Raw genomic sequence first — 26,455 nt, 5'->3', positions numbered from 1 at the left:
TATCGTCGCAGGTGCCCGGAGCGCTCATCCGTGGGGTCCCCTGCTCATAGTGCCTACCCGGGGATAGAGTCATGGCCATAACCCTCATCCGGCCGTCGTCGTATCAGAAAGGTGCGCTCCGATGACCGAACATCATCACTTGCCGTCCGAGCTCGACGTTCCCTCCGAAGCTCCCGACCGCAACCTCGCCCTCGAACTGGTCCGGGTGACCGAGGCCGCCGCGATGGCCGCGGGCCGCTGGGTCGGGCGCGGTGACAAGAACGGTGCCGACGGCGCGGCCGTCCGCGCCATGCGCACCCTCGTCTCCACCGTCTCGATGAACGGCGTCGTCGTCATCGGCGAGGGGGAGAAGGACGAGGCCCCGATGCTCTTCAACGGGGAGCGCGTGGGCGACGGGACCGGCCCGGAGGTCGACATCGCCGTCGACCCGATCGACGGCACCACGCTGACCGCCAAGGGCATGCACAACGCGATCGCGGTCCTGGCCGCCACCGAGCGCGGAGCCATGTTCGACCCGTCCGCCGTGTTCTACATGGACAAGCTGGTCACCGGCCCGGAGGCGGCCGACTTCGTCGACATCGACGCGCCGGTGTCGGTGAACATCAAGCGGGTCGCCAAGGCCAAGCGGGCGACGCCCGAGGACGTCACCGTGGTCGTCCTGGACCGGCCGCGGCACGAGGGCATCATCCGGGAGATCCGGGAGACCGGGGCCCGGATCAAGCTGATCTCCGACGGTGACGTCGCCGGTTCGATCCTGGCGCTGCGCGACGGCACCGGCATCGACCTGCTGCTCGGCGTCGGCGGCACGCCCGAGGGCATCATCTCGGCGTGCGCCGTGAAGTGCCTGGGCGGCACCATCCAGGGCAAGCTGTGGCCCAAGGACGACGACGAGCGGCAGCGGGCGCTGGACGCCGGGCACGACCTCGACCGGGTGCTGACCACCGAGGACCTGGTCACCGGCGAGAACGTCTTCTTCGTCGCCACCGGCATCACCGACGGCGAGCTGCTGCGCGGGGTGCGCTACCGCTCGGAGACGGCGACGACCGACTCGATCGTGATGCGCTCCAAGTCGGGCACGGTCCGCCGGATCGACTCCGAGCACCGGCTGAGCAAGCTGCGCGCGTACAGCGCGATCGACTTCGACCGCGCGAAGTAGCGGAGGCCGGCAGGCGGCCCGCGCACGGACGCGTGTACGGCCCCGCCCCGGCCATGGGGGCGCTCCCGGTGCGGAGGGAGCGCCCCGCAGTCGTACCGCGCGCGCCAGTCGTGCCGTACGCGCCAGTCGTGCCGTCCGCGCCGGAGACCGGGCAGCGGCCGGAGGCCGGGAGCGCGCCCGGTGGGTCAGCCGGCCGCCGCTATGCGGCCCGTGGCGCGGGCGGCGTTCTTCAGCTCCACGTCGCGCCGGCGGCGGCGGGCCAGGACGACCCGGCGCTCGGCGGCGGTCAGGCCGCCCCAGACGCCGTACGGCTCGGGCTGGAGCAGCGCGTGCTCGCGGCACTCGACCATCACCGGACAGCGTGCGCAGACCCGCTTGGCGGCCTCCTCGCGCGAGAGCCGGGCGGCGGTGGGCTCCTTCGAGGGCGCGAAGAACAGCCCGGCCTCGTCGCGCCTGCACACCGCCTCGGTGTGCCAGGGTGCGTCTTGGTCCCTGTCTCGCGTCGGCACCCGCTGGGCCGGAACGACGGCGATCTGCGGGGACGAAGGCGGCGGTTGCAGCACGGTCTACTCCTGACGACGGCTTCGCGAGCGAGAGACGATGCAGCAAGGCCTACCCGCTGTGCGCGGGCCTATGCACTCAGTTGTGAACCGGCCGTTTGCTCACAGGTGCTTGCGCACATGTCTGTCGAGTTTGCGCTGCACGCGGTCGAGGATGTCCGCGACGAGCTTGCCGCGCTTGGGCCGCGCCTCCACATTGCCGAGAACGGCCCAGCCGTCGACGTAGACGACGGGGGCGTCGGGGTCGGTGGCGTCCAGCGTGTCCACCTCGAAGTTGCCGAGGACGCCGCCGCCGGTGCCGCGCAACGAGACGTTCTCCGGGACCCGGATCTGGACATCGCCGAAGACCGAGACGGCCTTGATGACGACCTGCTGGTACTCGAAGACCGCCTCGCTGAGGTCGATCTCGACGCTGCCGAAGACCGAGTAGGCGTGCACTCTGCGCCCGGCGCGCCAGCGGCCCCGGCGGGTGGCGGAGCTGAACACCGCCACCACGTTCTCGTCGGCCTGCTGGGGTATGTCGTCCTCGGCCGGGCGCCGGGGGGCGTACGCCGGTGCGGGACGGCCCTGGTGGGCGGCGGGCAGGTCCTGGACGAAGACCTCCAGCTCACCCACCGTCTTCGCGTTCAGCACCCCCTCGACGCGCTCGGCGTGCTCGTCCGCGGTCAGTCGGCCCTCGGCGAGGGCGTCGCGCAGCATGTCGGCGATGCGGTCCCGGTCGGCGTCCGAGGCGCGCAGCTCCGTGACGGGGGGAGCGGTCTGCTTCTGAAGGTCCACGGGAGCAGCGTACCCAAACACGATAGATCGCGACACCTCTGGGGACGAGGAACTGAGCCTGACCTCACAAACCGGTCCCGCGCGGCAGGTCCTACGCTGTTCGGTGCCCGTCGGCGTCGACGGGCGGCCGTCCGCAGAGTGAGGAATGGGCTGAGATGCCTGAGTTCGCGTACACCGATCTGCTCCCCCAGGGTGAGGACACGACCCCGTACCGGCTGGTGACGTCCGAGGGCGTCTCCACCGCCGAGGGGCCCGACGGGCGTACGTTCCTCAAGGTCGAGCCGGAGGCGCTGCGCAAGCTGGCCGAGGAGGCGGTCCACGACATCCAGCACTATCTGCGCCCCGCCCACCTCGCCCAGCTGCGGCGCATCGTCGACGACCCCGAGGCCAGCTCCAACGACAAGTTCGTCGCCCTGGACCTGCTGAAGAACGCCAACATCGCCGCCGCCGGTGTCCTGCCCATGTGCCAGGACACCGGAACCGCGATCGTGATGGGCAAGCGCGGCCAGAACGTGCTGACCGAGGGCGGCGACGAGGAGGCCCTCTCCCGCGGCATCTACGACGCCTACACCAGGCTCAACCTGCGCTACTCGCAGATGGCCCCGCTGACCATGTGGGAGGAGAGGAACACCGGCTCCAACCTCCCCGCGCAGATCGAGCTGTACGCCACCGACGGCGGCGCCTACAAGTTCCTGTTCATGGCCAAGGGCGGCGGCAGCGCCAACAAGTCCTTCCTCTACCAGGAGACGAAGGCCGTCCTGAACGAGTCCTCCATGATGAAGTTCCTGGAGGAGAAGATCCGTTCGCTGGGCACGGCCGCCTGCCCGCCGTACCACCTGGCGATCGTGGTCGGCGGCACCAGCGCCGAGTTCGCGCTGAAGACCGCGAAGTACGCCTCCGCGCACTACCTGGACACGATCCCGGCCGAGGGCTCGCCGCTCGGCCACGGCTTCCGGGACAAGGAGCTGGAGGAGAAGGTCTTCGAGCTGACGCAGAGGATCGGCATCGGCGCGCAGTTCGGCGGCAAGTACTTCTGCCACGACGTGCGCGTGGTGCGCCTGCCCCGGCACGGCGCGTCCTGCCCGGTCGCCATCGCCGTCTCCTGCTCGGCCGACCGCCAGGCCGTCGCCAAGATCACCGCCGAGGGCGTGTTCCTGGAGCAGCTGGAGACCGACCCGGCGCGCTTCCTGCCGGACACCACCGACGAGCACCTGGACGAGGCCGGGGACGTCGTGCGCATCGACCTGAACCGGCCGATGGACTCGATCCTCGCCGAGCTGACCAAGTACCCGGTCAAGACCCGGCTGTCGCTCACCGGCCCGCTGGTGGTGGCCCGCGACATCGCGCACGCGAAGATCAAGGAGCGGCTGGACGCGGGCGAGGGCATGCCGCAGTACCTCAAGGACCATCCGGTGTACTACGCCGGTCCGGCCAAGACCCCCGAGGGGTACGCCTCCGGTTCCTTCGGCCCGACCACGGCCGGCCGGATGGACTCCTACGTCGAGCAGTTCCAGGCGGCCGGCGGCTCCAAGGTGATGCTCGCCAAGGGCAACCGCAGCAAGCAGGTCACCGACGCGTGCGACGCGCACGGCGGCTTCTACCTGGGCTCCATCGGCGGCCCGGCGGCCCGGCTCGCCCAGGACTGCATCAAGAAGGTCGAGGTCCTGGAGTACGAGGAGCTGGGCATGGAGGCCGTCTGGAGGATCGAGGTCGAGGACTTCCCGGCGTTCGTCGTCGTGGACGACAAGGGCAACGACTTCTTCCAGGACCCGGCGCCCGCGCCGACGTTCACCAGCATTCCGGTACGGGGTCCGGGCCTGGCCTGACCGTCCGGTGGGCCGGGCGGGGTGCGACACGCCCTCGTTCGGCCCAGTGACGGAACAACCGCACCGCCCGGCACGCTGTACCCGGTATGAGCGAATACCGTATCGAGCACGACTCCATGGGCGAGGTCAGGGTTCCGGCGGACGCCAAGTGGCGGGCGCAGACGCAGCGGGCCGTGGAGAACTTCCCCGTCTCCGGGCAGCGGATCGAGCGCGCGCACATCGAGGCGCTCGCGCGGATCAAGGGCGCCGCCGCCAAGGTCAACGCGGAACTGGGCGTGCTCGACGAGGACGTCGCGCAGGCGATCAGGTCGGCGGCCGACGAGGTCGCCGAGGGCAAGTGGGACGAGCACTTCCCGGTGGACGTGTTCCAGACGGGCTCCGGCACGTCGTCGAACATGAACACCAACGAGGTGCTGGCCACCCTGGCGACCGAGCGGCTCGGCCGCGACGTGCACCCCAACGACCACGTCAACGCCTCCCAGTCCTCCAACGACGTCTTCCCCTCCTCGATCCACATCGCGGCCACCGCCGCCGTCACCCGGGACCTGATCCCGGCCCTCGACCACCTCGCGGACGCGCTCACGCGCAAGGCCGAGGAGTTCGCGGACGTGGTGAAGTCGGGGCGTACGCACCTGATGGACGCCACACCCGTCACCCTGGGCCAGGAGTTCGGCGGGTACGCCGCGCAGGTGCGCTACGGCGTGGAGCGGCTGCGGGCCTCGCTGCCCCGGCTGGCCGAGCTGCCGCTGGGCGGCACCGCCGTCGGCACCGGCATCAACACCCCGCCCGGCTTCTCGGCGGCCGTCATCGAGGAGGTGGCCCGCACCACCGGGCTGCCGCTCACCGAGGCCCGCGACCACTTCGAGGCGCAGGGCGCGCGCGACGGGATCGTGGAGACCAGCGGGCAGCTGCGGACCATCGCCGTGGGTCTGACGAAGATCGCCAACGATCTGCGCTGGATGTCCTCCGGGCCGCGCACCGGGCTCGCCGAGATCTCCCTGCCCGACCTCCAGCCCGGCTCCTCGATCATGCCCGGCAAGGTCAACCCGGTCATCCCCGAGGCCGTCCTGATGGTCGCCGCGCAGGTCGTCGGCAACGACGCGACCGTGGCCACCGCGGGCGCCGCCGGCAACTTCGAGCTGAACGTGATGCTGCCGGTCATCGCGAAGAACGTGCTGGAGTCCGTCCGGCTGCTGGCCAACGTCTCCCGGCTGCTGGCCGACCGCACCGTGGACGGCGTCACCGCCCACCGGGAGCGGGCCCGCGAGTACGCCGAGTCCTCCCCGTCGGTGGTCACCCCACTCAACAAGTACATCGGCTACGAGGAGGCCGCGAAGGTCGCCAAGAAGGCGCTCGCCGAGCAGAAGACGATCCGTCAGGTCGTCCTGGAGAGCGGGTACGTGGAGCGCGGCGACCTCACCGCGGAGCAGCTCGACGAGGCGCTGGACGTGCTGCGCATGACGCGCCCGTGACGGCGCCGCCGCGCGCGTGTGAACCCTGCCGCCCACCGCGGCGCCCGATGCCCGTGCCACCTAATATCTGTCCATGGCAGACGACGACGCGGCGGTGAGCGAAGCGGGAGCGGGCGGCCGGGCGGCCCGCTGGGCGCCCGGGAGCCAGATCCTGTGGCGCTACCGGGAGAACGGCGGCACGGGCTTCCACATCGCGCGGCCCGTGACCGTCGTCCGGGACGACGCCGGGCTGCTCGCGGTGTGGCTGGCGCCGGGCACCGAGTGCGTCAAGCCCGTCCTCGCCGACGGCACGCCCGTCCATCTGGAGCCGCTGGAGTCCCGCTACACCAAGCCGCGCGCGGTGCAGCGGGACCGGTGGTTCGGCACCGGGGTGCTGAAGCTGGCCCGGCCCGGTGAGCCCTGGTCGGTGTGGCTGTTCTGGGAGCCGGGCTGGCAGTTCAAGAACTGGTACGTGAACCTGGAGGAGCCCCTGGCCCGCTGGGCGGGCGGCGTCGACTCCGAGGACCACTTTCTGGACATCTCCGTGCACCCGGACCGCAGTTGGCACTGGCGCGACGAGGACGAGTTCGCCCAGGCCCAGCGGGACGGCCTGATGGACGCCGAGCTGGCCGGAAGGGTACAGGAGGCCGGCCGGGCGGCGGTGGCGGTGATCCGTTCCTGGGGCCCGCCGTTCTGCGAGAACTGGCCGCGGTGGCGACCGGATCCGTCCTGGCCGGTACCGTCACTGCCGCAGGACTGGGATCGTACGCCCGCGCATGTGTCCTCATGAGACCCTTGATGCGCCCCCGGTCGGGAAACGTAGGATCGTCCTCCGCAAGGGCGCAGGGAGGCACATGACCGGCGCAACTTGCGCAGCCGGTGCGGAGTCTGACCGTATGTCACCGAGGGGCGGCAGGACGTGAGCGAGGGGTACGAGGGCACGACCCGAGCGGGCCGCACAGGACCCGCCGGTGGCACAGGAACAGCCTCTGACCACGCCGGAAATCCGTTCCTGGGGCACGTATTCCGGGTATCGGGTCTTCGGCGGGACGAACTGCGCGCCCGGCGCGCAGCCCCGGACGGATGGATTCGACACGCGTGACGGAGCAGCCGACCTCCTTCGAACGCCCTCAGCCGGGCGCCGACCCCACGGAGCCCCGCGGGGCGGTTCTGCGTACCCCCGAACCGCCGCAGGCGGCCTTACCGCTGCAGGCGCGGCCGGAGGACGCGGCACCCTGCCCGGCGGCGCGCGGCGCCGACGGTGAGCCCCCGGCCGCTCCCGTACGCCCCGGCGCGGCGCCCGCCGCGGGCGGGCCGCCCGGACCGGGGCCCGAGCACTCCCAGCCGGTGGCCGCCGAACCGGACCCGCACCGGCCGCGCCCCGTCCCGGAGGGCATCCCCGCCCAGCCGGACGCGGCGGCGCGCACCGCGGAGGACACCGAGGCGGTCTCCGTGACGGCCGACGGCGCCGCCCCCGCGCCGGGCGCCCCCGACCGGCGCACCCAGGGCGACTCCGACCGCCGTACCGGCCAGGGGCTGCCGCCGGGACGGCCGCTGCCGATGCGGCGCGACGGGGACCGGCTGCGGTTCGTGGGCGCGGCGACGCGGCGCATCGCGCGCGGCATGGACCTGGACGAGATCGTCATGGGGCTGTGCCGGGCGACCGTGCCGACCTTCTCCGACGCGATCCTGGTCTATCTGCGCGAGCCGCTGCCGGTGGGCGACGAACGGCCGGTGGGCCCGCTGGTGCTGCGGCTGCGGCGCACCGACCGGATCCCGTCCGAGCGGGACGCCGAGGTGGGTTTCCTGCCGGTGCCCGCGCCCGAGCAGCCGGCCGAGCTGTCCGTGGTCACCAACGAGCTGTGCGAGGTGCGGCCGGGCAGCGCGCTCGGCGAGGTGCTGCGCGGGGTGCGGCCGGTGTTCACCGACACCCCGTCCGCGGGTGCCGCGCTGGCCGAACTCCTCGGCGAGGGCTCGGAGCTGGCCGTGCCGCGCGGACAGCGCACGATCCTCGCCCCGCTGCGCGGGCGGCGCCGGGTCATCGGCGCGGCGCTCTTCCTGCGCCGCCCGGACCGGCCCGCCTTCGAGGGCGACGACCTGCTGGTCGCCGCCCAGCTCGCCACGCACAGCGCGCTCGGCGTGGACAAGGCCGTGCTGTACGGGCGCGAGGCGTACATCGCCGACGAGCTCCAGCGGACCATGCTCCCGGAGACGCTGCCCCGCCCCACCGGCGTACGGCTGGCGTCGCGCTACCTCCCGGCGGCGGAGACCGCGCGGGTCGGCGGCGACTGGTACGACGCGATCCCGCTGCCCGGCAGCCGGGTCGCCCTGGTCGTCGGGGACGTGATGGGGCACTCCATGACGTCGGCGGCCATCATGGGCCAGCTGCGCACGACCGCGCAGACCCTGGCGGGCCTCGACCTGCCCCCGCAGGAGGTGCTGCACCACCTGGACGAGCAGGCGCAGCGGCTGGGCACCGACCGCATGGCGACCTGTCTGTACGCGGTCTACGACCCGGTCTCGCACCGCATCACCATCGCCAACGCCGGGCATCCGCCGCCGGTCCTGCTGCATCTGGGCGGCCGGGCCGAGGTGCTGCGGGTGCCGCCGGGCGCGCCGATCGGCGTCGGCGGGGTGGACTTCGAGGCGGTGGAGCTGGACGCGCCGGCCGGCGGCACGCTGCTGCTGTACACCGACGGTCTGGTGGAGTCCCGGCTGCGGGACGTGTGGACCGGCATAGAGCAGCTGCGCGAGAAGCTGGCCGCGACCGCGCAGCTCACCGGCCCGGACCATCCGCCGCCGCTGGAAGCCCTGTGCGACGAGGTGCTGGACATGCTCGGTCCGGGCGACCGGGACGACGACATCGCGCTGCTCGCCGCCCGCTTCGACGGGATCGCGCCGAGCGACGTGGCGTACTGGTTCCTGGAGCCGGAGGACTCCGCGCCGTCCCGGGCCCGCCGCCTGGCCCGCCGGGCGCTGTCCCGCTGGGGTCTGGAGGAGCTGACCGACTCGGTGGAGCTGCTGGTCAGCGAGGTCGTCACCAACGCCGTGCGGTACGCCTCGCGGCCGGTGACGCTGCGGCTGCTCCGCACCGACGTGCTGCGCTGCGAGGTCGGCGACGACGTGCCGCAACTGCCGCGGCTGCGGCAGGCGCGCGCCACCGACGAGGGCGGCCGGGGCCTGTACCTGGTGAACCGGCTGGCCCGGCGCTGGGGCGCGACCCGGCTGAGCACCGGCAAGGTGGTCTGGTTCGAGCTGCACCGCGGCCAGCCGTAGGGACACGGACGGAGAGCCGGGAGCGGGACATCCCCCGGGGGATGTCCCGCTCCCGGCTCTCCGCCGTCGTGCCGCGGGTCAGCCGGCGGGCTGCCGGTCGTGCAGCTGGTGCTGGTCGTGCAGCTGGTCGTCCGGGTCCGGCGGGTTCCCGGCGGTGCTGCTGTCGGACGGGTCGGGCGCGGTCGGCGACTTCGACGGCGACTGCGACGGGCTGTGGCTCGGCGACTGCGACGGCGAGTGGCTGGGCGACTGCGACGACTGCGTCGGGGCGTGGCTCGGCGACTGCGAGGGCGACTGCGACGGCGAGTGGCTGGGCGACTGGGACGACGTCGGCGGCCGGCTGGGCGACTGCTTGGCCGCGCCCTGCGTGGTGTCCAGGTCGAACTTGCTGGTGTCGCCCATGACGCCGAAGGTGTACTCGGCCCAGATCTGCGCCGGGTAGCCACCGCCGTTGATCCGGCCGCTGCCCGGGATCAGGCCGGTGGCACCGGCCAGGCTCACATGCCGGTACGGCGCCACCGGCTCCTCGCCGAAGAGGCCGACCGAGGTGACCAGGCCGGGCGTGTAGCCGGTGAACCAGGCGGACTTGTTCTCGTCGGAGGTACCCGTCTTGCCCGCGACCTGCTGGTCCTCGCGCAGCGGGTTGTCGGCCACCGAGGTCTTCGCCGTACCGTCGTCGACCACGCCGGTCAGCACCGAGGTGACCGTGTCGGCCGCCTCCCGGGTGATGGCCTGGCCGCCGACCGCGTCGGGCATCTCCACCTTGCGGGTGCCGTTCTCGGCCGAGGCGACGATGGTCGGGGTGACCTTCTTGCCGTGGTTGTCGAGGGTGGCGTAGATCGCCGCCATCTCCAGCGGGCTGGCGCCCATGGAGCCGAGCGTCTGGGCGGGCACGGCCTGCATGCCCTTGGTGTCCATGCCGAGCTTGTCCGCGACGGACATCACGTTCTTCATGCCGACGTCGATGCCCATCTGCGCGAAGACGGAGTTGACCGACTTGTTCATCGCGGACTGGACGGTGATCTGGCCGTAGCTGACGTGGTCCTCGTTGGGCGGCCCGAAGCCGACCTTCGTGCCGTGGTCCACGGCCTGCCGGCCGCTGGTGCCGTCGTAGACGGTGTTGGCGTCGATCGGCAGGCCGTCCTGCGTCTTGGCCTCCTCGTCCAGGGCGGCGGCGAGGATCACCGGCTTGAAGGTGGAGGCCGGCTGGAAGTCGCGCCGGGTGGCGTTGCTGGAGTAGTGCTTGAAGTAGTCCTGGCCGCCGTACAGGGCGACGATCTTGCCCGTCTTGGGGTCGACGGAGACCGCGCCCGCCTGGACGTTCTTGTCGGCCTTGCGCTTCTTCGGGTCCAGCTTGCCGGTGAGCTGCTTCTTGACGGCGCTCTCCAGCGCGGCCTGCTTCTTCTTGTCGATGTTGACCGTGATGGTCCAGCCGCGGTCGACGACGGCCGCCTCGGCCTGGGCCTGGGTGATGCCCTGTTCCTTCATCAGCTGCTGTTCGAGCTGCTTGTTGGCCAGGTCGATCAGATAGCCCTTCTGGCCGCCGAGGCCCGGCGCGCCCCTGGGCTCCTTCGGCACCGGGAACTTCATGGCCTTGCGCTTGGCGGCGTCGAGCCAGTGCTGGCCGACCATGTTGTCCAGGACGTAGTTCCAGCGGGCCTGCACCAGCCGCTTGCCGTTGGGGCCGGCCACCGCCCAGTCGTACTGGCTCGGCGCCTGGAGCAGCGCGGCGAGGTAGGCGCCCTGTTCGACGGTCAGATGCTGCGCGTCCACGCGGTAGTACGCCTGCGCGGCGGCCTGGACGCCGTAGGCGCCGCGGCCGTAGTAGCTGGTGTTGATGTATCCGGCGAGGATCTCGTCCTTGGACTCGCGCCGGTCCACCTTCAGCGAGATGACCAGTTCCTTCAGCTTGCGCGTGACGGTCTGGTCCTGGGTGAGGTAGTAGTTCTTGACGTACTGCTGGGTGATCGTCGAGCCGCCCTGGGTGCCCTTGCCGGTCAGCGTGTTGAGCAGACCGCGGGCGGTGCCCTTCAGGTCGATGCCGGAGTCGTGGTAGAAGGACTTGTTCTCGGCGGCGACGAAGGTGTGCTGGACTTCCTTGGGCACCTTGTCCAGCGACACGCTCTCGCGGTTGACCTCGCCGTCCCGGGCGAGGACGGTGCCGTCGCTGTACTTGTAGACGTTGCTCTGCCGCTCGGCGGCGGCGTTGCCCTGCGGGATGTCCACGAGCATGTAGAGCACGACGAAGGCGCCGATGCCGAGCAGGCAGACGCCGAGGACCGTGCCGAGGATCTTCTTCCAGGTGAACAGCCGGCGTATGAGGCTCTTCTTCGCCTTGGCGGGCCGGGCCGCCGCGCGCCGGGCCGCGGCCCGGCCGCCCGGGGCACCGCCCGCGGGACCGGTCCCGGCACCGGGCTGCGCGCTGCCGCCTCCGACGCCGGCCGCCGGTGTCCCGGACGAGCGCCTGGGCGCCGCGCGGCGGCCACCGCGCTGTCGCGCTCGTCTCTCTTCCGCTCGTCCCATGCGTCCGTCCGCTCCGCTTCCGTCTCGGCTGTCACTTGCGTACGACGTTCAGATCAGCTCAGAAAACTAACACCGCTCTCTGTGACAAAGGGCCCCCGATCCGTGCTTTTACGGACGTGACAATCAGCACCCGCCGTCAAGTGAACCGACGTCCGGGGCCGGTTGAGGGTTGCCGTGAGCGGATAAAGTGATATCACTTAGATAAGCAGATGCTTTCGCGTTCCGTTCCATCCTGGCTGTTCCCATCTGCTCCTGACGTCCACGAGAAACGGGGGATCCACCATGTCCGCACCCACCCCACCCGCGGTGACCACGGCAGACGCGCCCGAGATGCCCGCGCCGCGGGTCCGGGAGTTCACCGCGCACAGCATCAAGGGCGGCCTCGCCCTGCTGCTCGGACTGCTCGGGCTGCTGATCGCCGGTGCGCTGATCCCGGCCGGCGCCGCCGTGACCGGCACCGGCGCCAAGGCCGCGCTGATCACCGTCGGCGTGCTCGTCGGCGTCGCGGCGCTGTTCTCCATGTGCGGGCTGAACACCGTGGCGCCGGGCGAGGCCCGCGTCGTCCAGCTCTTCGGGCGCTACCGGGGCACCATCCGCGAGGACGGCCTGCGCTGGGTGAACCCGCTCACCTCCCGGGAGAAGATCTCCACCCGGGTGCGCAACCACGAGACCGCCGTGCTGAAGGTCAACGACGCCTACGGCAACCCGATCGAGCTGGCCGCGGTCGTGGTGTGGAACGTCCAGGACACCGCGCAGGCGTCCTTCGAGGTGGACAACTACCTGGAGTTCGTCTCCACCCAGACCGAGGCCGCGGTCCGCCACATCGCCATCGAGTACCCCTACGACGCCCACGACGAGGACGAGCTGTCGCTGCGCGGCAACGCCGAGGAGATCACCGAGAAGCTCGCCGTCGAACTGCACGCGCGCGTGGAGGCCGCCGGTGTGCGGATCATCGAGTCCCGCTTCACCCATCTCGCGTACGCTCCCGAGATCGCCTCCGCGATGCTCCAGCGCCAGCAGGCCGGCGCGGTCGTCGCGGCCCGGCGGGAGATCGTGGACGGCGCGGTCGGCATGGTCGAGGCGGCGCTCAGCCGGATCGCCGAGCAGGACATCGTGGAACTCGACGAGGAGCGGAAGGCGGCGATGGTGTCGAACCTGATGGTCGTGCTGTGCGGGGACCGGGCGCCCCAGCCCGTCCTCAACACCGGGACGCTCTACCAGTGACCTCCGCGACGGATCCGTCCGAGGGAGCCGCCCCCCGGCGGCGGCCGCAGCAGCGCAAGCAGGTGCTGCTGCGGCTGGACCCGTCGGTCTACGACGCGCTCGCGCGCTGGGCCTCCGACGAGCTGCGGTCGGCCAACGCCCAGATCGAGTTCCTGCTGCGCCGCGCCCTCGCCGAGGCGGGCCGCCTGCCGGGCGAGACCGGCCCGCTGCCGCGCCGCGGCCGGCCCCCGCGGAGCACCCCGCCGCGCCCGCAGTAGCCCTCCGGTTCCGCTCGGGGCCGTACCCCTTCCCGATAGCGCCCGCCGCCCGTAGCGGAACCGTGACAATAGGCCCTGACCTGGGCTTTCACCCCCTCGACCGCCCTTCGAAGATCCTCTGCACACTGGGCGTATACATGGCGTGTATACGCGGTGTGTAGAGTGCTCCGCATGTCCATCGGTCACACCCTCCTGGGTCTCCTGGAGTCCGGGCCACGCCACGGCTACGACCTGAAGCGGGCCTTCGACGAGACGTTCGGTCACGACCGGCCGCTGCACTACGGCCAGGTCTACTCGACGATGTCGCGGCTGCTGAAGAACGGCCTCGTCGAAGTCGACGGGATCGAGGCCGGCGGCGGCCCCGAACGCAAGCGCTACGCCATCACCGAGGCCGGCATCACCGATGTCGAGCAGTGGCTGGCCACCCCCGAGAAGCCCGAGCCGTACCTCCAGTCGACCCTCTACACCAAGGTCGTCCTGGCGCTGCTCACCGAGCGCGACGCGGCCGACGTCCTCGACACCCAGCGCAGCGAGCACCTGCGCAGCATGCGGATCCTCACCGACCGCAAGCGCAAGGGCGACCTGGCCGACCAGCTGATCTGCGACCATGCCCTGTTCCATCTGGAGGCCGACCTGCGGTGGCTCGAACTCACCGCCGCGCGCCTCGAAAAACTCCGTGAGGCGGTGACCCGGTGACTCCTCCCCCCGGCTCCCTGTTGTCTGCCGAGAACCTGTACAAGGCCTACGGCGCCACCCCCGCGCTGGACGGCGCCGACTTCTCCATCCACCCCGGCGAGGTCGTCGCGGTGATGGGCCCCTCCGGCTCCGGCAAGTCCACGCTGCTGCACTGCCTGGCCGGGATCGTCACCCCGGACTCGGGCTCGATCCTCTACGACGGCCGTGAGCTGTCCACCATGACCGACACCCAGCGCAGCGCGCTCAGGCGCTCGGAGTTCGGCTTCGTCTTCCAGTTCGGCCAGCTCGTGCCCGAGCTGACCTGCGTGGAGAACGTCGCCCTTCCGCTGCGGCTGAACGGCACCCCGCGCAAGGAGGCCGAGCGCGCCGCGCTGAAGTGGATGAGCCGCCTGGAGGTCGACGACCTCGCCAAGAAGCGGCCCGGCGAGGTCTCCGGCGGTCAGGGGCAGCGCGTCGCCGTCGCCCGCTCGCTGGTCACCGGCCCGCGGGTGCTGTTCGCCGACGAGCCGACCGGCGCCCTCGACTCGCTCAACGGCGAGCGCGTGATGGAACTGCTCACCGAGGCCGCCCGGTCCACCAACGCCGCCGTCGTGCTGGTCACGCACGAGGCACGGGTGGCCGCGTACTCCGACCGCGAGATCGTCGTCCGCGACGGCAAGTCCCGTGACATGGAGCGCATCGTATGAACGCCCGCCAGTGGGCCCGCGATCTCAGCATGGGCGCCAAGTTCGCCTTCACCGGCGGGCGCGAGGGCTGGACCCGGGTGCTCCTGACGGCCGTCGGCGTCGGACTCGGTGTGGCGCTGCTGCTGCTGACCACCGCGATCCCCGACGCGCTGTCGGTGCGCCACCAGCGCGACGAGGCCCGCTCCGACTACACGTACAGCCAGAAGGTGCCGGCCAAGGCCGACAACACCTTCGTCATCTCCGACATCGACACCACGTACAAGGACAAGGAGATCCGCGGCCGCCTGGTGGAGCCGGAAGGCCCGCGGGCCGTGCTTCCCCCGGGGGTCGGCGCGTACCCGGCGGTGGGTGACATGGTCGTCTCCCCCGCGCTGAAGAAGCTGCTGGAGTCCGGTGACGGCGAACTGCTGCGCAAGCGGCTGCCGTACCGGATCGCCGGGACGATCGCCGAGGACGGGCTGATCGGCTCGCAGGAACTCGCCTACTACGCGGGGGCCCAGGGCCTCGCGCCGTACATGGACGGCTGGAAGACGGCCCGGATCACCGAGTACGGCTCCCCGAACCGGTTGCCCGAGAAGCAGGACCCGGTGCTGATCCTGCTGGTGCTGGTCGTCTTCGTGGTGCTGCTGATGCCGGTGGCCGTGTTCATCACGGCGGCCGTGCGCTTCGGCGGCGAGCGGCGCGACCGCAGGCTGGCCGCGCTGCGGCTGGTCGGTTCCGACAGCCGGATGACCCGCCGGATCGCGGCGGGCGAGGCGCTGGCGGGCTCGCTGCTCGGACTGGTCTTCGGCACGGTCTTCTTCCTGATCGGCCGTGAGGCGGCGGGTTCGGTGGAGGTCGTCGGGATCAGCGTGTTCCCCAGCTACCTCAACCCGACGCCCGCGCTGGCCGCGCTGGTCGCCGTCGCCGTCCCGGCAGCGGCGGTGCTGGTCACCCTGCTCGCACTGCGCGGTGTGGTCATCGAACCGCTCGGCGTGGTCCGCACGGCCAAGCCCTCGCGGCGCCGCCTGTGGTGGCGGCTGGTGCTGCCGGTGGCCGGTCTGGCGATGCTCGCCCCGATGATCGGCAAGGGCCGCGGCGACGGCGACTTCAACCAGTACCTGGTCTCCGGCGGTGTCGTCCTGCTGCTGGTCGGCGTGACCGCGCTGCTGCCGTGGATCGTGGAGGCGGTCGTCGCCCGGCTGGGCAGCGGCTCGGTCTCCTGGCAGCTCGCCGTGCGGCGGCTCCAGCTCAGCAGCGGCACCGCGGCCCGCACCGTGAACGGCATCTCGGTCGCGGTGGCCGGCGCCATCGCCCTCCAGATGCTCTTCGCGGGCGTCGAGGGCGACTACACCAAGGCGTCGAAGAACGACCTGGACCGGGCCCAGATCCAGGTGCAGCTCTCGCACGGAGTCGCCACCGACCCGGCCGTCGCCGACTTCAAGGCGACCCGGGGCGTGACCCGGGCGGTCGCCCTGTCGGGCGCCAACGTCAGCGCCACGTCCCACACGGCGGCCGACGGACCCCAGCAGAGCTCCGAGGTCACCATCGGCGACTGCGCCTCCCTGGGCGAGGTGGCGAAGCTGCCCACCTGCCGCGACGGCGACGTCTTCGTCGTCCAGGGCGTCGACTACGACACCGACACCCCGGCGCTCGCCAAGCCCGGCAGGAAGCTCTTCATGGACAGCTCCCAGGGCGTGGAACCCGGCAGCGAGGTGCGCTGGACCGTGCCGAAGGGCCTGAAGGCGGTGCACGCCATCAAGGACCCCACGGGGATGGAGCACGGCGGCTTCCTGCTGACCCGCGGCGCGGTGCCGGCGGCGGTCGCGAAGAAGGCCGGCGCGCAGGTCTACGTCTCGCTCGACGAGTCCGTGCGCGACGCCCGCGACCAGGTGCGCAACACCGCCGCGCGCGTGGACCGGCTGGCCGACGTGATGACCTGGTCGCGCAGCGAGGAGTCCAAGAAGTTCGCCTCGATCCGCACCGGGCTGCTGGTCGGCGCGGTCTGTGTGCTGGCGCTGATCGGCGCGAGCCTGCTGGTGTCCCAGCTGGAGCAGTTGCGTGAGCGCCGGAAGCTGCTGTCGGCGCTGGTCGCCTTCGGCACCCGGCGGCGCACGCTGAGCCTGTCCGTGCTGTGGCAGACGGTCGTCCCGATCACGCTGGGACTGCTGCTGTCCCTGGCGGTGGGCCTCACGCTGGGCGTGGTCCTGCTGAAGATGACGGCCACGACCGTCGGCATCGACTGGACGAGCGTGCTGACCATGACCGGCATGGGCGCGGCGATCGCACTCGCGGTCGCGGTCCTCAGCCTGCCGCCGCTGCTGCGCATGATGCGCCCGGAGGGCCTGCGTACGGAGTGACCTCCGTCCGGCTCACCGGCTCACCGGCCCTGGGCCCCTCCCCGCACCCGGGAGGGGCCCAGGGCCGTTCTCCCCGGTCAGGCCCCGGTGTCCAGGACCCGGACCGGCAGGGCGCGCAGGTCGGTGCGCAGGGCGGTGGCGAGCTGGGTGTACTCGGCGGCGCGGGCGGCGCCGGCGCGCATGGCCAGGGCGATCCGGCGGGCCGGGGCGGGATCGGCGAAGTAACCGGTGAGGAGCTGGTTGCTGCGGGAGATCTCCACCTTGAGCGCGGTGCGCGGCAGCAGGGTGCAGCCCAGGCCCCCGGCGACGAGCTGGACCAGGGTGGACAGACCGGCGGCGGTGGTGGTCACCGGGGCGTCCTCGCGCCCGGCCTCGCGGCAGATGTCCAGCGCCTGGTCGCGCAGGCAGTGGCCCTCGTCCAGGAGCAGCAGGTTCAGTTCCTTGAGGGACTCGCGGGGTATGCCCTCGCGGCCGCCGAGCCGGTGGTCGAGCGGGGTGACCAGCACGAAGTCCTCGTCGAACAGCGGGAGTTCGGTGACGCCGGGGACGCCGAGCGGCACGGCGAGCAGCAGCAGGTCGAGGCGTCCGCCGGACAGCCCGTCCAGCAGGCTCGCGGTCTGCTCCTCGTGGACCTGGAGGTCGAGGTCGGGATAGCGGTCGTGGACCAGGCGCAGGACCGTGGGCAGCAGATAGGGCGCGACGGTGGGGATGACGCCGAGCCGCAGGACGCCGGTGAAGGGCGCCCGGACCGCCTCGGCGTCCTCGATCAGCGCGCCGACCTCGTCCAGGACCGCCTTGGCCCGCACGGCGAGGCGTTCACCGGCGGGCGAGAGCAGCACCTTCCGGGTCGTACGCTCCACCAGCGTGACGCCGAGGGTCTCCTCCAGGGCGGAGACGGCACCGGAGAGCGCCGGCTGGCTCATGCCGATCGCGGCGGCGGCGTCCCGGAAGTGCAGATGCTCGGCGACGGCCGCGAAGGCGCGGAGCTGGGAGAGGCTGGGCAGGGGCCTGCGCCGTGCGGCATTACCGACAGTCACTGATAACTACCTCCGATCAACACGACCGAGTGTAGCTATTTCCGTAATCAATCGAGTCTGTGCCAACATCATCAAGGTCCAACCCATGGGAAACACGAGCAATACCCGTGTTTCTTCGCTGCAAGGAGAGCGTGTGCTCACTGTCGGTGACAAGTTCCCCGAGTTCGAACTGACCGCCTGCGTCTCGCTGGAGAAGGGCGCCGAGTTCGAGAAGATCGACCACAAGACCTACGAGGGCAAGTGGAAGGTGATCTTCGCCTGGCCCAAGGACTTCACCTTCGTGTGCCCGACCGAGATCGCCGCCTTCGGCAAGCTGAACGACGAGTTCGCCGACCGCGACGCCCAGATCCTCGGCTTCTCCGGTGACTCGGAGTTCGTCCACCACGCCTGGCGCAAGGACCACGACGACCTGCGCGACCTGCCCTTCCCGATGATGGCCGACTCCAAGCACGAGCTGATGCGCGAGCTGGGCATCGAGGACGAGGACGGCTTCGCCAAGCGCGCGGTCTTCGTCGTGGACCAGAACAACGAGATCCAGTTCTCCATGGTGACGGCGGGCTCGGTCGGCCGTAACCCCAAGGAGGTCCTGCGGGTCCTGGACGCGCTCCAGACGGACGAGCTGTGCCCGTGCAACTGGAGCAAGGGCGACGAGACCCTCGACCCGGTCGCGCTGCTGGCTGGTGAGTGAGGCATGTCCCTCGACTCCCTGAAGGCCGCGGTCCCGGACTACGCCAAGGACCTGAAGCTCAACCTCGGCTCGGTCATCGGCAACAGCGACCTGCCCGCGCAGCAGCTGTGGGGCACGGTGCTGGCCACGGCCATCGCCTCGCGTTCGCCGATCGTGCTGCGCGAGCTGGAGCCGGAGGCGAAGGCCAACCTCACGCCGGAGGCGTACACGGCGGCCAAGTCCGCCGCCGCGGTCATGGCGATGAACAACGTCTTCTACCGCACCCGGCACCTGCTGTCGGACCACGAGTACGGCACCCTGCGCGCCGGGCTGCGGATGAACGTCATCGGCAACCCCGGTGTCGACAAGACCGACTTCGAGCTGTGGTCCTTCGCCGTCTCGGCGATCAACGGCTGCGGCATGTGCCTGGACTCGCACGAGCAGGTGCTGCGCAAGGCGGGCGTCGACCGTGAGGTCGTCCAGGAAGCCTTCAAGATCGCCTCGGTCGTGCAGGCCGTCGGTGTGACGCTGGAGGCGGAGGCCGTCCTCTCCGAGTGAGGTCGCGCATACGTCCGAAGGGCCCCATCCGCCGTGCGGGTGGGGCCCTTCGCCGTGCGGCGGGCGGCCGGCGCTACGGGAGCGGCGGTCCCAGGCGCAGGGTCAGACCGCCGTCGTCGGCGCCGTGTTCCCGGACCGTCCAGGTGCGGGCGGGCAGCCGGGTGCCCGCGCGGGTGGTGTACGCCTCGACGGCGAGGGCCGCCTCGCCCGCCTCGGAGACCAGTACCTCGGCCGCCGTCTCCTCCCCGTCGGCGAAGCGCAGCCGCAGTCCGCAGGGCCGCGGTGCGGTGAGGCCGTCGACGCGCACCCGGGCGCCGGGGAAGAGATGGGTGTGGCCGACATGCGCCTCGGTCATGGGGCCCTGCCCTCCTGTCGGTTCCTGCCCTCCGGCCGCGCGGGGCGCGCGCTCCGGCGCGTCCGGCCCCGGACCGTACGGTCGCGACAGCCGTACGGACGCGGGCCGCGCGGCCTCGGGTCGTACGGCTGCGTCCGTGGTGTCCGCCGTCCGCGGCGGGGCCGCACCGGAGCCATCGTCACCCGGGGCCCGCCGGCGCGCACGCCGTCGCCCTCCGCCCCCCGCCGTGCGCTACGTCTCCTCGATGGCGGGCGGCGGGGTCTGCGCCGGGCCGTCCGGCAGAGTGCCCGTGGAGGGCGGGGTGGTCCCGGGCGGCACGGCCGGTGCGGACGGCTCCGCCGGGGCCGCCGTGACGGGAAGGGCCGCCGGTGCGCCGACTACGGCGGTCGCGGCCGGCGCGCCCGCCGGCCGCTGCTGCGTCTGCCGCAGCGCCGCCTCCCGGGCGTACTGGCGCAGATAGCCGACCACCGTGTTGGTCACCGCCACCAGCGGCACGGCCACCACCGCGCCGCCGATCCCGGCGACCAGACCGCCCGCCGCGACGGAGAGCACCACGGCCAGCGGATGCACCCGCACCGCGCGGCCCAGGATGAACGGCTGGAGGATGTGTCCCTCGATCTGCTGCACGGCGAGCACGACGACGAGCGTCATCACCGCGGTGAACACCCCCTGGGTGACCAGCGCGACCACCACCGCGAGCGCACCGGACACCACCGCGCCGACCAGCGGGATGAAGGCGAACAGGAAGATGAACACGGCCAGCGGCACCGCCATCGGCACGTTCAGGAAGTAGATCCCGAGCCCGATGAAGATCGCGTCGATCATGGCCACGATCACCGTGCCGCGCACATACGCCGTCAGCGTGCGCCAGGCGCGCGGACCGGCCCCGGCCACGCCCGGACGGGCCGCCGCCGGCACCAGCTTCAGCGTCCACTCCCAGATGCGCCGTCCGTCGTAGAGCAGGAACAGCGTCGAGAACATGGTCAGCAGGATCCCGGTCAGGGCCTCCACGATGACCGTGACGCCCTCAAGTCCGGCCGACGTTATCTGGTCGGTGTTGGCGCCGATGGCGTCCCTCAGGCTCTTGGCGATCTGGTTGATCTGCTTGTCGGTGACGTGGAAGGGGCTGTTCAGCAGCCACTTGCGCAGATCGTCGATGCCGGCCTGGATCTGGTTGGAGAGGTTGTCGATGTTCTCCATGACCTGCCAGGTCACGAACCAGCCGATCAGGCCCATGATGACGAAGCCGAGGATCGCGGTGAGCGCGGTGGCCGGTCCGCGCGGCAGCCCGTAGCGGCGCAGCCGGGCCACGGTGGGCTGGAGCAGCGCCGTGATCAGCAGCGCGGCGACGAAGGCCAGCACCACGAGCTGGACGGCGCTGATCACCTTCATCAGCACCCAGACGGTGCCGGCGAGGACGAGGACGCGCCAGCCGGCCTCGGCGGCCACCCGCACGCCCCAGGGCACGGCCTGAGCGGGGTCGGGGCGGACCGGGACGACCGTCACGTGTTCGGGTTCGGCGGCCGGTACCGGTTCGGCGGGGCGCTCGGGACCGGGCCCGGTGTGTTCCTGCTCCACCTCGGCCCGCCGCTCGTCCAACCGCTCACCCATCTCGGTCAGTCCGGCGCCGAGCCGGCCGAGCCATTGTGGAACTCGCGACATGATCCGTCCTCTTCCCCCGTCTCTGACCACCACGCCCCCTGGAGTCGTTGCGACAGACGCTACATGGCAAAAGCCCCTCCCCCTAGGACGGGGAGGGGCTGCGCCAGGTTGAGCTCGACGGGCGGCTCAGTAGCTGTGGTTCGCCATCCAGTACGACCAGGCACCGCACGGGCTGCCGTAGCGGACGTTCATGTAGTTGAGGCCCCACTTGATCTGAGTGGCCGGGTTGGTCCGCCAGTCGGCGCCCGCGGAGGCCATCTTGCCCGCGGGCAGCGCCTGGACGAGGCCGTACGCGCCCGAGGAGGGATTGACCGCCCGGTAGTTCCAGGTGGACTCGTGGTCCACGATGTTGCTGAAGCACTGGAACTGGCCGCTCGGCACGATCTGCCGGGCGATCGCCTGCACCTGGGCCACGGTGTAGGAGCCCTGGACGGGGAAGTCGGAGGCGTCCCGGGTGCTGCGGGTGGTCGCCTTCTCGCGCTCCTCCCGCTCCTTGGCCTCCTGGGCCGCCTTCTCGGCGTCCTTCTTCTTGGCGATCGCGGTCTCGGCGGCTGCCTTGCGGGCCGCCTCCTCGGCGTCCTTCTTGGCGCCGGCGTCCGCGGCGATGGCCTGGACGTCCGCCTGCTGCGTCAGGGACGCGGTCTGCACGGGGGCCTGCTGGCCCACCGGGATGTCCGCGAGGAGTGTGGCGTCGGCTGCCGTCGCCTCGACGTCGTTGTTCTGGGCGGTGCTGCCCGAGGCAACACCGACGACGCTTCCGACAGCGGTGACCGCGGTGGCGGAGGCCACTGCGAATCCCCGGACCGAGATCCGGCTCACACGGTTTCCTTCCAGCATCGCCCGCCTCGGTGACCCTGGCGGACGCGATCGTGCCCCTGGCACTGGCCTCCCAACTGCGGGGTCACGGAGGCACGGGCCCGGTGCGCAACTCCCCCTACGGGAAGCGCCGCGTGCTGCTTCGGGCGGCATACGACGACGTTATGGAGTTGACGGTGGTGCTCAGGGGGCGCGGTGCCGCTGGGGGCACAGCTGTGTCGTATGCGGGGGCCTGACAGGAAGGAGACTCTGCCGCAACCCGACGCCGCGAGGCAATTCTGCGTTGCGTGGGAAAGCTCACACCCCGTTCGGCCCACGGGATTTCGGGAATGACCCACGCACGGCAGCGCCGCCCGGCTAGGCTCTCGGCCTTTGCCGGACGGCGCCGACTCCCGTACAAGCCCCCCGGAACAGGACAGGGGTGCGAAGCCGGGTCAGATGTGCCCGTCCTCCAGCATCTCGGTCACCAGGGCCGCGATCTGCGACCGCTCGGAACGGGTCAGGGTGACATGCGCGAAGAGCGGATGCCCCTTCAGTTTCTCCACCACGGCGACGACTCCGTCGTAGCGGCCGACCCGCAGGTTGTCCCGCTGCGCCACGTCATGGGTGAGCACCACCCGGGAGTCCGCGCCGATCCGGGACAGCACCGTCAGCAGGACGTTGCGCTCCAGGGACTGCGCCTCGTCCACGATGACGAACGCGTCGTGCAGGGACCGGCCGCGGATGTGGGTGAGCGGCAGCACCTCCAGCATGCCGCGCGCGGTGACCTCCTCGATGACCTCGCGCGAGGTGACCGCCGACAGCGTGTCGAAGACGGCCTGCGCCCACGGGCTCATCTTCTCCGCCTCGGTGCCGGGCAGATAGCCCAGCTCCTGCCCGCCGACCGCGTACAGCGGGCGGAAGACCATCACCTTCTGGTGCTGACGGCGCTCCAGCACCGCCTCCAGACCGGCGCACAGGGCGAGCGCCGACTTGCCGGTGCCCGCCCGGCCGCCCATCGACACGATCCCGATGTCCGGGTCGAGCAGCAGATCGAGCGCGATCCGCTGCTCGGCACTGCGGCCCTTGATGCCGAAGACCTCGCGGTCCCCGCGCACCAGCCGGACGTCGCCGTCGGGGGTGACCCGCCCGAGGGCCTTGCCGCGCTCCGAATGGATCGTCAGCCCGGTGTGCACGGGCAGCGCGGCGGCCTCGGGGACATGGACGCGGCCCTCCTCGAAGAGGGCGTCCACCTGCTCGGCGGGGAGCGTGAGTTCGGACATCCCGGTCCAGCCGGAGGCGTCCGTGATGGCGAGTTCCGCCCGGTACTCCTCGGCGAGCAGCCCCACCGAGGACGCCTTGATCCGCAGCGGCAGGTCCTTCGAGACGACGGTGACGTCGTACCCCTCGGCCTGGAGGTTGCGGGCGACCGCGAGGATGCGGGAGTCGTTGTCCCCCAGGCGGTAGCCGGTGGGCAGCACGCTGGGGTCCGAGTGGTTCAGCTCGACCCGGATCGTGCCGCCGAGGTCCCCGATCGGGATGGGGGCGTCGAGGCGACCGTGCCGGACCCGGTAGTCGTCCAGCAGGCGCAGCGCCTGCCGGGCGAAATAGCCGAGTTCGGGATGGTGCCGCTTGGCCTCCAGTTCCGTGACCACGACGATGGGGAGCACGACCTCGTGCTCGTCGAAGCGGGTCAGGGCGTTCGGGTCCGCCAGCAGGACGCTGGTGTCGAGGACGTAGGTGCGCCGGTCTGGCTTGTGGCGCTTTGTGCTGGTCACCACGGAAGGACGTACCCCCTCGGATGAGGTCGGGGAGCGACGAGGTGGATGCCGGGCCGGGAGAGCGGGGGCATCGGGGCCGGACGCCGGCCGCGATGCGCGGGCCGGTGACCGGCCCGCCACGTCTTCGTCCGCGCTGTGACCGCACGGTCGGGCTGGTGCAAGGGGCCTCCCGGGCGGACGGCCCCGAGCCGCCCGCTGAGATCCGACACCCGTGGTTCGGGTGTCGACCTGTCTGGCTTATGCCCTCGAACATGCACCGCCATGCAGGAGCACGGGACGGCGCACGGATGAACTCCTCGTGAAAACGGGTACGCGGCCTCGGGAGCGGCGTGTCGCGTCAGCCCCCGTAGCGGCGGTGGCGGGCCGCGTAGTCGCGCAGCGCGCGCAGGAAGTCGACCTTGCGGAAGGCCGGCCAGAAGACCTCGCAGAAGTAGTACTCCGAGTGCGCGGTCTGCCAGAGCATGAATCCGGACAGCCGCTGCTCGCCGCTGGTGCGGATGACGAGGTCGGGGTCGGGCTGGGCCCGGGTGTAGAGGTGCCGGCCGATCATCTCGACGTCGACGGCCTCGGCGAGGTCCTCCAGGGAGGTGCCCCGGTCGTGGGCCTCGCAGAGCATGGAGCGCACGGCGTCGGCGATCTCCTGCCGGCCGCCGTAGCCGATGGCCACGTTGACCACTATGCCCTCGACGTCGGCGGTGGCCTCCTCGGCCTCCTTGAGCACGGCCTGCATGCCGGACGGGAGCAGGTCCATGGTGCCGACGTGGTGCACGCGCCAGCGGCCGTCGGCGGCCAGGGCGCGCACGACGCCCTCGATGATGCCGAGGAGCGGGACCAGCTCCTCCTGGGGGCGGTCGAAGTTGTCCGTGGACAGCAGCCAGAGGGTGACGACCTCGACGTCCGTCTCGGTGCACCAGCCGAGGAACTCCTCGATCTTCTCGGCACCCGCCCGGTGTCCGTGGACGGTGGTGGAACCCGCGGCCTTGGCCCAGCGTCGGTTGCCGTCCATGATGACGCCGATGTGCTTGGGCACCTGAGCGTGGTCCAGGTGGCCTTCCACCCGGCGCGCGTACAGCCTGACCAGCAGGCTGCGCAGCTTGTCGCGCAGGTTCACGTGTTCGTCAGCCCCTCCGTATGGATCGGACAGGCGCGGCCGGAGGTGTTCCCTGTCCGTGCGGCGGCCTCGTCCGTATGGCGGTCCCCGGGGGCGAAGCCTACCCCCGGCCACCCCCAGGGTCCCCCAACGGGCCGCCCGCCGCCCCCGGATGCCCGGCGGCCGCGGGGCCGGGTTCTGGACAGCGGGACGGCGGGTCCGACGGCGGGTCCGACGACGGATCGCTGACCGGGGGACGGCGCTCCCCGGGCGGGGAGGCGGCAGGGCCCCGGACATAAAACGGGCCGGTCCGTGGGGGGGAGACGGACCGGCCCGAGGGGGGGGTTTCCACCATAACCCTTCGTAAGTGATGCTGCGTGCATCAGCGCGCCACAACTACTCTCCGGATTCGCCCGACGACGTTTCGGCAGCGATGGAATCTGCCATTCCTTACCGGATCATGGCCGGTTCACAGCGACATCACAGGCAAAAGCGATCGAATGAGCCAGAAACCGAAGGGTTTGCGCCATCTGAGGTCCGCGCGGCGAGTTGTCCTGCTTACCCCGCACGGGCGACCCGGGCGTTCACACCCGCTTGACGCCCGGGGCGCCTCACCCCGGGCCGGCCTGACCGGACACGGCCGCCGCCATCAGGGGGCACGGCGCCGCGCAGCCCCCTCCACTGCACGATGCCCCTCGCGCAGCTTTGCTCACGCGAATTTCGTTGGTCTGAACTTACGCCAGACGGAGCAGTGACGGGAGGGACAGACGATAACGATGTGGAAACTGTGACCGGTGGGAACGGCTCCGGACCCGGTCAGACCGGCTTGCGCGCCTCGAAAAGGTGGCGCGCGCTGTACGCCACGAACGGGCCGTCCGCCGCGATCCGCCCGTGCAGCTCGCGCAGCCGGTCCTCGTACGCCTCGACGGTGAAGCCGGGGACCATCCAGACCACCTTGCGCAGGAAGTGGACGACGGCCGCGATGTCGTGGAACTCCATGCGCAGCCGCTCGGCCCGCAGCGCGACCACGTCGAGTCCGGCCGCCTCCGCCTCCGCGCGCTCCCGGCCGGGGTCCCGGGCGGTGCGGGTCGCCTCGGGCTGCGGCCCCAGGAACCACTCGACGAGTTCGAAGACGCTGGCCGGTCCCACGTGCTGGGCGAAGTACGTGCCCCCGGGGCGCAGTACGCGGACGATCTCCGCCCAGTGCGGGCGGACCGGGTGCCTGCTCGCCACCAGGTCGAAGGCGCCCTCGGCGAACGGCAGCGGCGCGGCCTCGCCGGCGGCGACCACCACGGCGCCGCGCGGGCGCAGCAGCGCGGTGGCCTTCGCCACGTTCGGCGGCCAGCCCTCGGTGGCCGCGAGCAGCGCCGGGACCCGCGCGGCCCGCCCGAGCGCGAAGTCGAACACCTCTCCGCCCCCGGTCTGCACGTCGAGCACCGCGTCCGCGCCCGGCCAGCCGGTCCGCCAGCGACACGGCGTACCCCCAGGAGGGCCGCTCCTCGGTGGCCCGCCCCGCGAACCACGAGAAGTCCCACCCCTCGGTGGGGACGGCGGTGCCTTCGGCCACGAGGTCCTCGAACGAGCGGGGGCGGGTGCGCGGAAGGGGGTTCGGGTGGCGGTGGTCGCGGTCTGGTGCCATGGCCGCGATCTTCTCAGCAGGGGGCGCGGTTCGCCGACCGGTTTACGGGGCGCGGGGAGCGGGGGGCGGGCGGGGCGGCGGTCGGTCGTCGCGGTCCGGC

Annotated in this window: 21 protein-coding genes and 1 pseudogene; 12 read left to right on the top strand and 10 right to left on the bottom strand. The window is 71.7% G+C overall.

What is annotated here, in order from left to right:
* Positions 1 to 121 precede the first annotated feature (121 nt).
* Positions 122 to 1,156: a class II fructose-bisphosphatase gene (glpX, locus tag R4Z62_RS21635; protein ID WP_018565175.1), complete on the top strand. Its 1,035-nt coding sequence runs from the start codon at positions 122 to 124 to the stop codon at positions 1,154 to 1,156.
* Positions 1,157 to 1,341: 185 nt separating this feature from the next.
* Here the strand turns inward: glpX and R4Z62_RS21630 are convergent, their stop codons facing one another.
* A complete protein-coding gene (locus R4Z62_RS21630) occupies positions 1,342 to 1,719 on the bottom strand; it encodes a WhiB family transcriptional regulator (RefSeq protein ID WP_037888025.1) in 378 nt (125 codons plus the stop codon).
* Positions 1,720 to 1,818: 99 nt separating this feature from the next.
* Entirely contained in the window at positions 1,819 to 2,493 is a 675-nt protein-coding gene (locus R4Z62_RS21625; RefSeq protein WP_355483343.1) for a DUF1707 SHOCT-like domain-containing protein, read from the bottom strand.
* Positions 2,494 to 2,648: 155 nt separating this feature from the next.
* Between R4Z62_RS21625 and R4Z62_RS21620 the strand changes: the two genes are divergently transcribed.
* The 4 genes from R4Z62_RS21620 (at position 2,649) to R4Z62_RS21605 (ending at position 9,046) form a co-directional block, all read left to right on the top strand.
* Positions 2,649 to 4,319 (top strand): fumarate hydratase, encoded by a 1,671-nt coding sequence (locus R4Z62_RS21620; RefSeq protein WP_355483345.1) that lies wholly within the window; start codon positions 2,649 to 2,651, stop codon positions 4,317 to 4,319.
* Between the two features lie 86 nt (positions 4,320 to 4,405).
* Positions 4,406 to 5,791, top strand: a complete 1,386-nt coding sequence (locus tag R4Z62_RS21615) for a class II fumarate hydratase (RefSeq protein ID WP_355483347.1) — start codon at positions 4,406 to 4,408, stop codon at positions 5,789 to 5,791.
* 73 nt (positions 5,792 to 5,864) lie between these two features.
* Positions 5,865 to 6,560: a cytidylyl-2-hydroxypropylphosphonate hydrolase gene (gene fomD, locus R4Z62_RS21610; protein WP_064534989.1), complete on the top strand. Its 696-nt coding sequence runs from the start codon at positions 5,865 to 5,867 to the stop codon at positions 6,558 to 6,560.
* A 308-nt stretch (positions 6,561 to 6,868) separates the two neighbouring features.
* On the top strand, positions 6,869 to 9,046 hold the full coding sequence (locus R4Z62_RS21605; RefSeq protein WP_491520657.1) for a SpoIIE family protein phosphatase: 2,178 nt from the start codon (positions 6,869 to 6,871) through the stop codon (positions 9,044 to 9,046).
* Between the two features lie 78 nt (positions 9,047 to 9,124).
* Here the strand turns inward: R4Z62_RS21605 and R4Z62_RS21600 are convergent, their stop codons facing one another.
* Positions 9,125 to 11,569, bottom strand: coding sequence for a transglycosylase domain-containing protein (locus R4Z62_RS21600; RefSeq protein WP_491520656.1), 2,445 nt, complete (start codon positions 11,567 to 11,569; stop codon positions 9,125 to 9,127).
* Between the two features lie 282 nt (positions 11,570 to 11,851).
* Between R4Z62_RS21600 and R4Z62_RS21595 the strand changes: the two genes are divergently transcribed.
* The 5 genes from R4Z62_RS21595 to R4Z62_RS21575 all read left to right on the top strand — a co-directional run bounded on the left by R4Z62_RS21595 (position 11,852) and on the right by R4Z62_RS21575 (position 16,771).
* The gene (locus R4Z62_RS21595) at positions 11,852 to 12,793 is read left to right on the top strand and encodes an SPFH domain-containing protein (RefSeq protein ID WP_389473580.1); all 942 of its coding nucleotides are present in this window, start codon (positions 11,852 to 11,854) and stop codon (positions 12,791 to 12,793) included.
* Positions 12,790 to 13,050 carry a type II toxin-antitoxin system antitoxin gene (locus tag R4Z62_RS21590; protein WP_355484489.1) on the top strand — a complete coding sequence of 87 codons (261 nt, stop codon included), beginning with the start codon at positions 12,790 to 12,792 and terminating at the stop codon, positions 13,048 to 13,050. The genes R4Z62_RS21595 and R4Z62_RS21590 overlap by 4 nt, the downstream gene beginning before the upstream one ends.
* 171 nt (positions 13,051 to 13,221) lie before the next feature.
* Complete coding sequence (locus R4Z62_RS21585) at positions 13,222 to 13,746, top strand: PadR family transcriptional regulator (protein ID WP_026252091.1); 525 nt, start codon at positions 13,222 to 13,224, stop codon at positions 13,744 to 13,746.
* Complete coding sequence (locus tag R4Z62_RS21580) at positions 13,743 to 14,432, top strand: ABC transporter ATP-binding protein (RefSeq protein ID WP_064534984.1); 690 nt, start codon at positions 13,743 to 13,745, stop codon at positions 14,430 to 14,432. Before R4Z62_RS21585 ends, R4Z62_RS21580 begins: the two co-directional genes overlap by 4 nt.
* Positions 14,429 to 16,771, top strand: a complete 2,343-nt coding sequence (locus tag R4Z62_RS21575) for an ABC transporter permease (RefSeq protein ID WP_491520655.1) — start codon at positions 14,429 to 14,431, stop codon at positions 16,769 to 16,771. Before R4Z62_RS21580 ends, R4Z62_RS21575 begins: the two co-directional genes overlap by 4 nt.
* A 77-nt stretch (positions 16,772 to 16,848) precedes the next feature.
* Here R4Z62_RS21575 and R4Z62_RS21570 read toward each other — a convergent pair whose 3' ends face one another.
* Positions 16,849 to 17,808, bottom strand: a complete 960-nt coding sequence (locus R4Z62_RS21570) for a LysR substrate-binding domain-containing protein (RefSeq protein ID WP_491520654.1) — start codon at positions 17,806 to 17,808, stop codon at positions 16,849 to 16,851.
* Between the two features lie 133 nt (positions 17,809 to 17,941).
* Here R4Z62_RS21570 and R4Z62_RS21565 point away from each other — a divergent pair, with 133 nt between their 5' ends.
* Entirely contained in the window at positions 17,942 to 18,496 is a 555-nt protein-coding gene (locus tag R4Z62_RS21565; protein WP_064534981.1) for a peroxiredoxin, read from the top strand.
* Between the two features lie 3 nt (positions 18,497 to 18,499).
* A complete protein-coding gene (locus tag R4Z62_RS21560; RefSeq protein WP_491520653.1) occupies positions 18,500 to 19,033 on the top strand; it encodes an alkyl hydroperoxide reductase in 534 nt (177 codons plus the stop codon).
* Between the two features lie 73 nt (positions 19,034 to 19,106).
* Here the strand turns inward: R4Z62_RS21560 and R4Z62_RS21555 are convergent, their stop codons facing one another.
* The 6 genes and pseudogenes from R4Z62_RS21555 to R4Z62_RS21530 form a co-directional block, all read right to left on the bottom strand.
* Positions 19,107 to 19,388 carry a hypothetical protein gene (locus R4Z62_RS21555; RefSeq protein ID WP_064534979.1) on the bottom strand — a complete coding sequence of 94 codons (282 nt, stop codon included), beginning with the start codon at positions 19,386 to 19,388 and terminating at the stop codon, positions 19,107 to 19,109.
* Positions 19,389 to 19,619: 231 nt separating this feature from the next.
* Positions 19,620 to 21,050: an AI-2E family transporter gene (locus R4Z62_RS21550; RefSeq protein WP_491520652.1), complete on the bottom strand. Its 1,431-nt coding sequence runs from the start codon at positions 21,048 to 21,050 to the stop codon at positions 19,620 to 19,622.
* 126 nt (positions 21,051 to 21,176) lie between these two features.
* Positions 21,177 to 21,869, bottom strand: coding sequence for an aggregation-promoting factor C-terminal-like domain-containing protein (locus R4Z62_RS21545; RefSeq protein ID WP_491520651.1), 693 nt, complete (start codon positions 21,867 to 21,869; stop codon positions 21,177 to 21,179).
* A gap of 431 nt (positions 21,870 to 22,300) precedes the next feature.
* Positions 22,301 to 23,626, bottom strand: coding sequence for an RNA 5'-3' helicase PhoH2 (gene phoH2 / locus R4Z62_RS21540; RefSeq protein ID WP_064534976.1), 1,326 nt, complete (start codon positions 23,624 to 23,626; stop codon positions 22,301 to 22,303).
* Between the two features lie 337 nt (positions 23,627 to 23,963).
* The gene (locus tag R4Z62_RS21535; RefSeq protein ID WP_018565154.1) at positions 23,964 to 24,737 is read right to left on the bottom strand and encodes an isoprenyl transferase; all 774 of its coding nucleotides are present in this window, start codon (positions 24,735 to 24,737) and stop codon (positions 23,964 to 23,966) included.
* 795 nt (positions 24,738 to 25,532) lie between these two features.
* A pseudogene (locus R4Z62_RS21530) lies at positions 25,533 to 26,355 on the bottom strand (methyltransferase domain-containing protein).
* Between the last annotated feature and the right edge of the window lie 100 nt (positions 26,356 to 26,455).

It is taken from the genome of Streptomyces sp. PL-25 (genome assembly GCF_058344915.1).
This window is presented reverse-complemented; position numbering and strand designations above follow the sequence as displayed.

Coding starts and splice junctions, on each gene's coding strand:
- R4Z62_RS21600 (WP_491520656.1), bottom strand. CDS start 11,569: ATGGGACGAGCGGAAGAGAGACGAGCGCGACAGCGCGGTGGCCGCCGC.
- R4Z62_RS21595 (WP_389473580.1), top strand. CDS start 11,852: ATGTCCGCACCCACCCCACCCGCGGTGACCACGGCAGACGCGCCCGAG.
- R4Z62_RS21555 (WP_064534979.1), bottom strand. CDS start 19,388: ATGACCGAGGCGCATGTCGGCCACACCCATCTCTTCCCCGGCGCCCGG.
- fomD (WP_064534989.1), top strand. CDS start 5,865: ATGGCAGACGACGACGCGGCGGTGAGCGAAGCGGGAGCGGGCGGCCGG.
- R4Z62_RS21575 (WP_491520655.1), top strand. CDS start 14,429: ATGAACGCCCGCCAGTGGGCCCGCGATCTCAGCATGGGCGCCAAGTTC.
- R4Z62_RS21585 (WP_026252091.1), top strand. CDS start 13,222: ATGTCCATCGGTCACACCCTCCTGGGTCTCCTGGAGTCCGGGCCACGC.
- R4Z62_RS21550 (WP_491520652.1), bottom strand. CDS start 21,050: ATGTCGCGAGTTCCACAATGGCTCGGCCGGCTCGGCGCCGGACTGACC.
- R4Z62_RS21560 (WP_491520653.1), top strand. CDS start 18,500: ATGTCCCTCGACTCCCTGAAGGCCGCGGTCCCGGACTACGCCAAGGAC.
- R4Z62_RS21620 (WP_355483345.1), top strand. CDS start 2,649: ATGCCTGAGTTCGCGTACACCGATCTGCTCCCCCAGGGTGAGGACACG.
- glpX (WP_018565175.1), top strand. CDS start 122: ATGACCGAACATCATCACTTGCCGTCCGAGCTCGACGTTCCCTCCGAA.
- R4Z62_RS21615 (WP_355483347.1), top strand. CDS start 4,406: ATGAGCGAATACCGTATCGAGCACGACTCCATGGGCGAGGTCAGGGTT.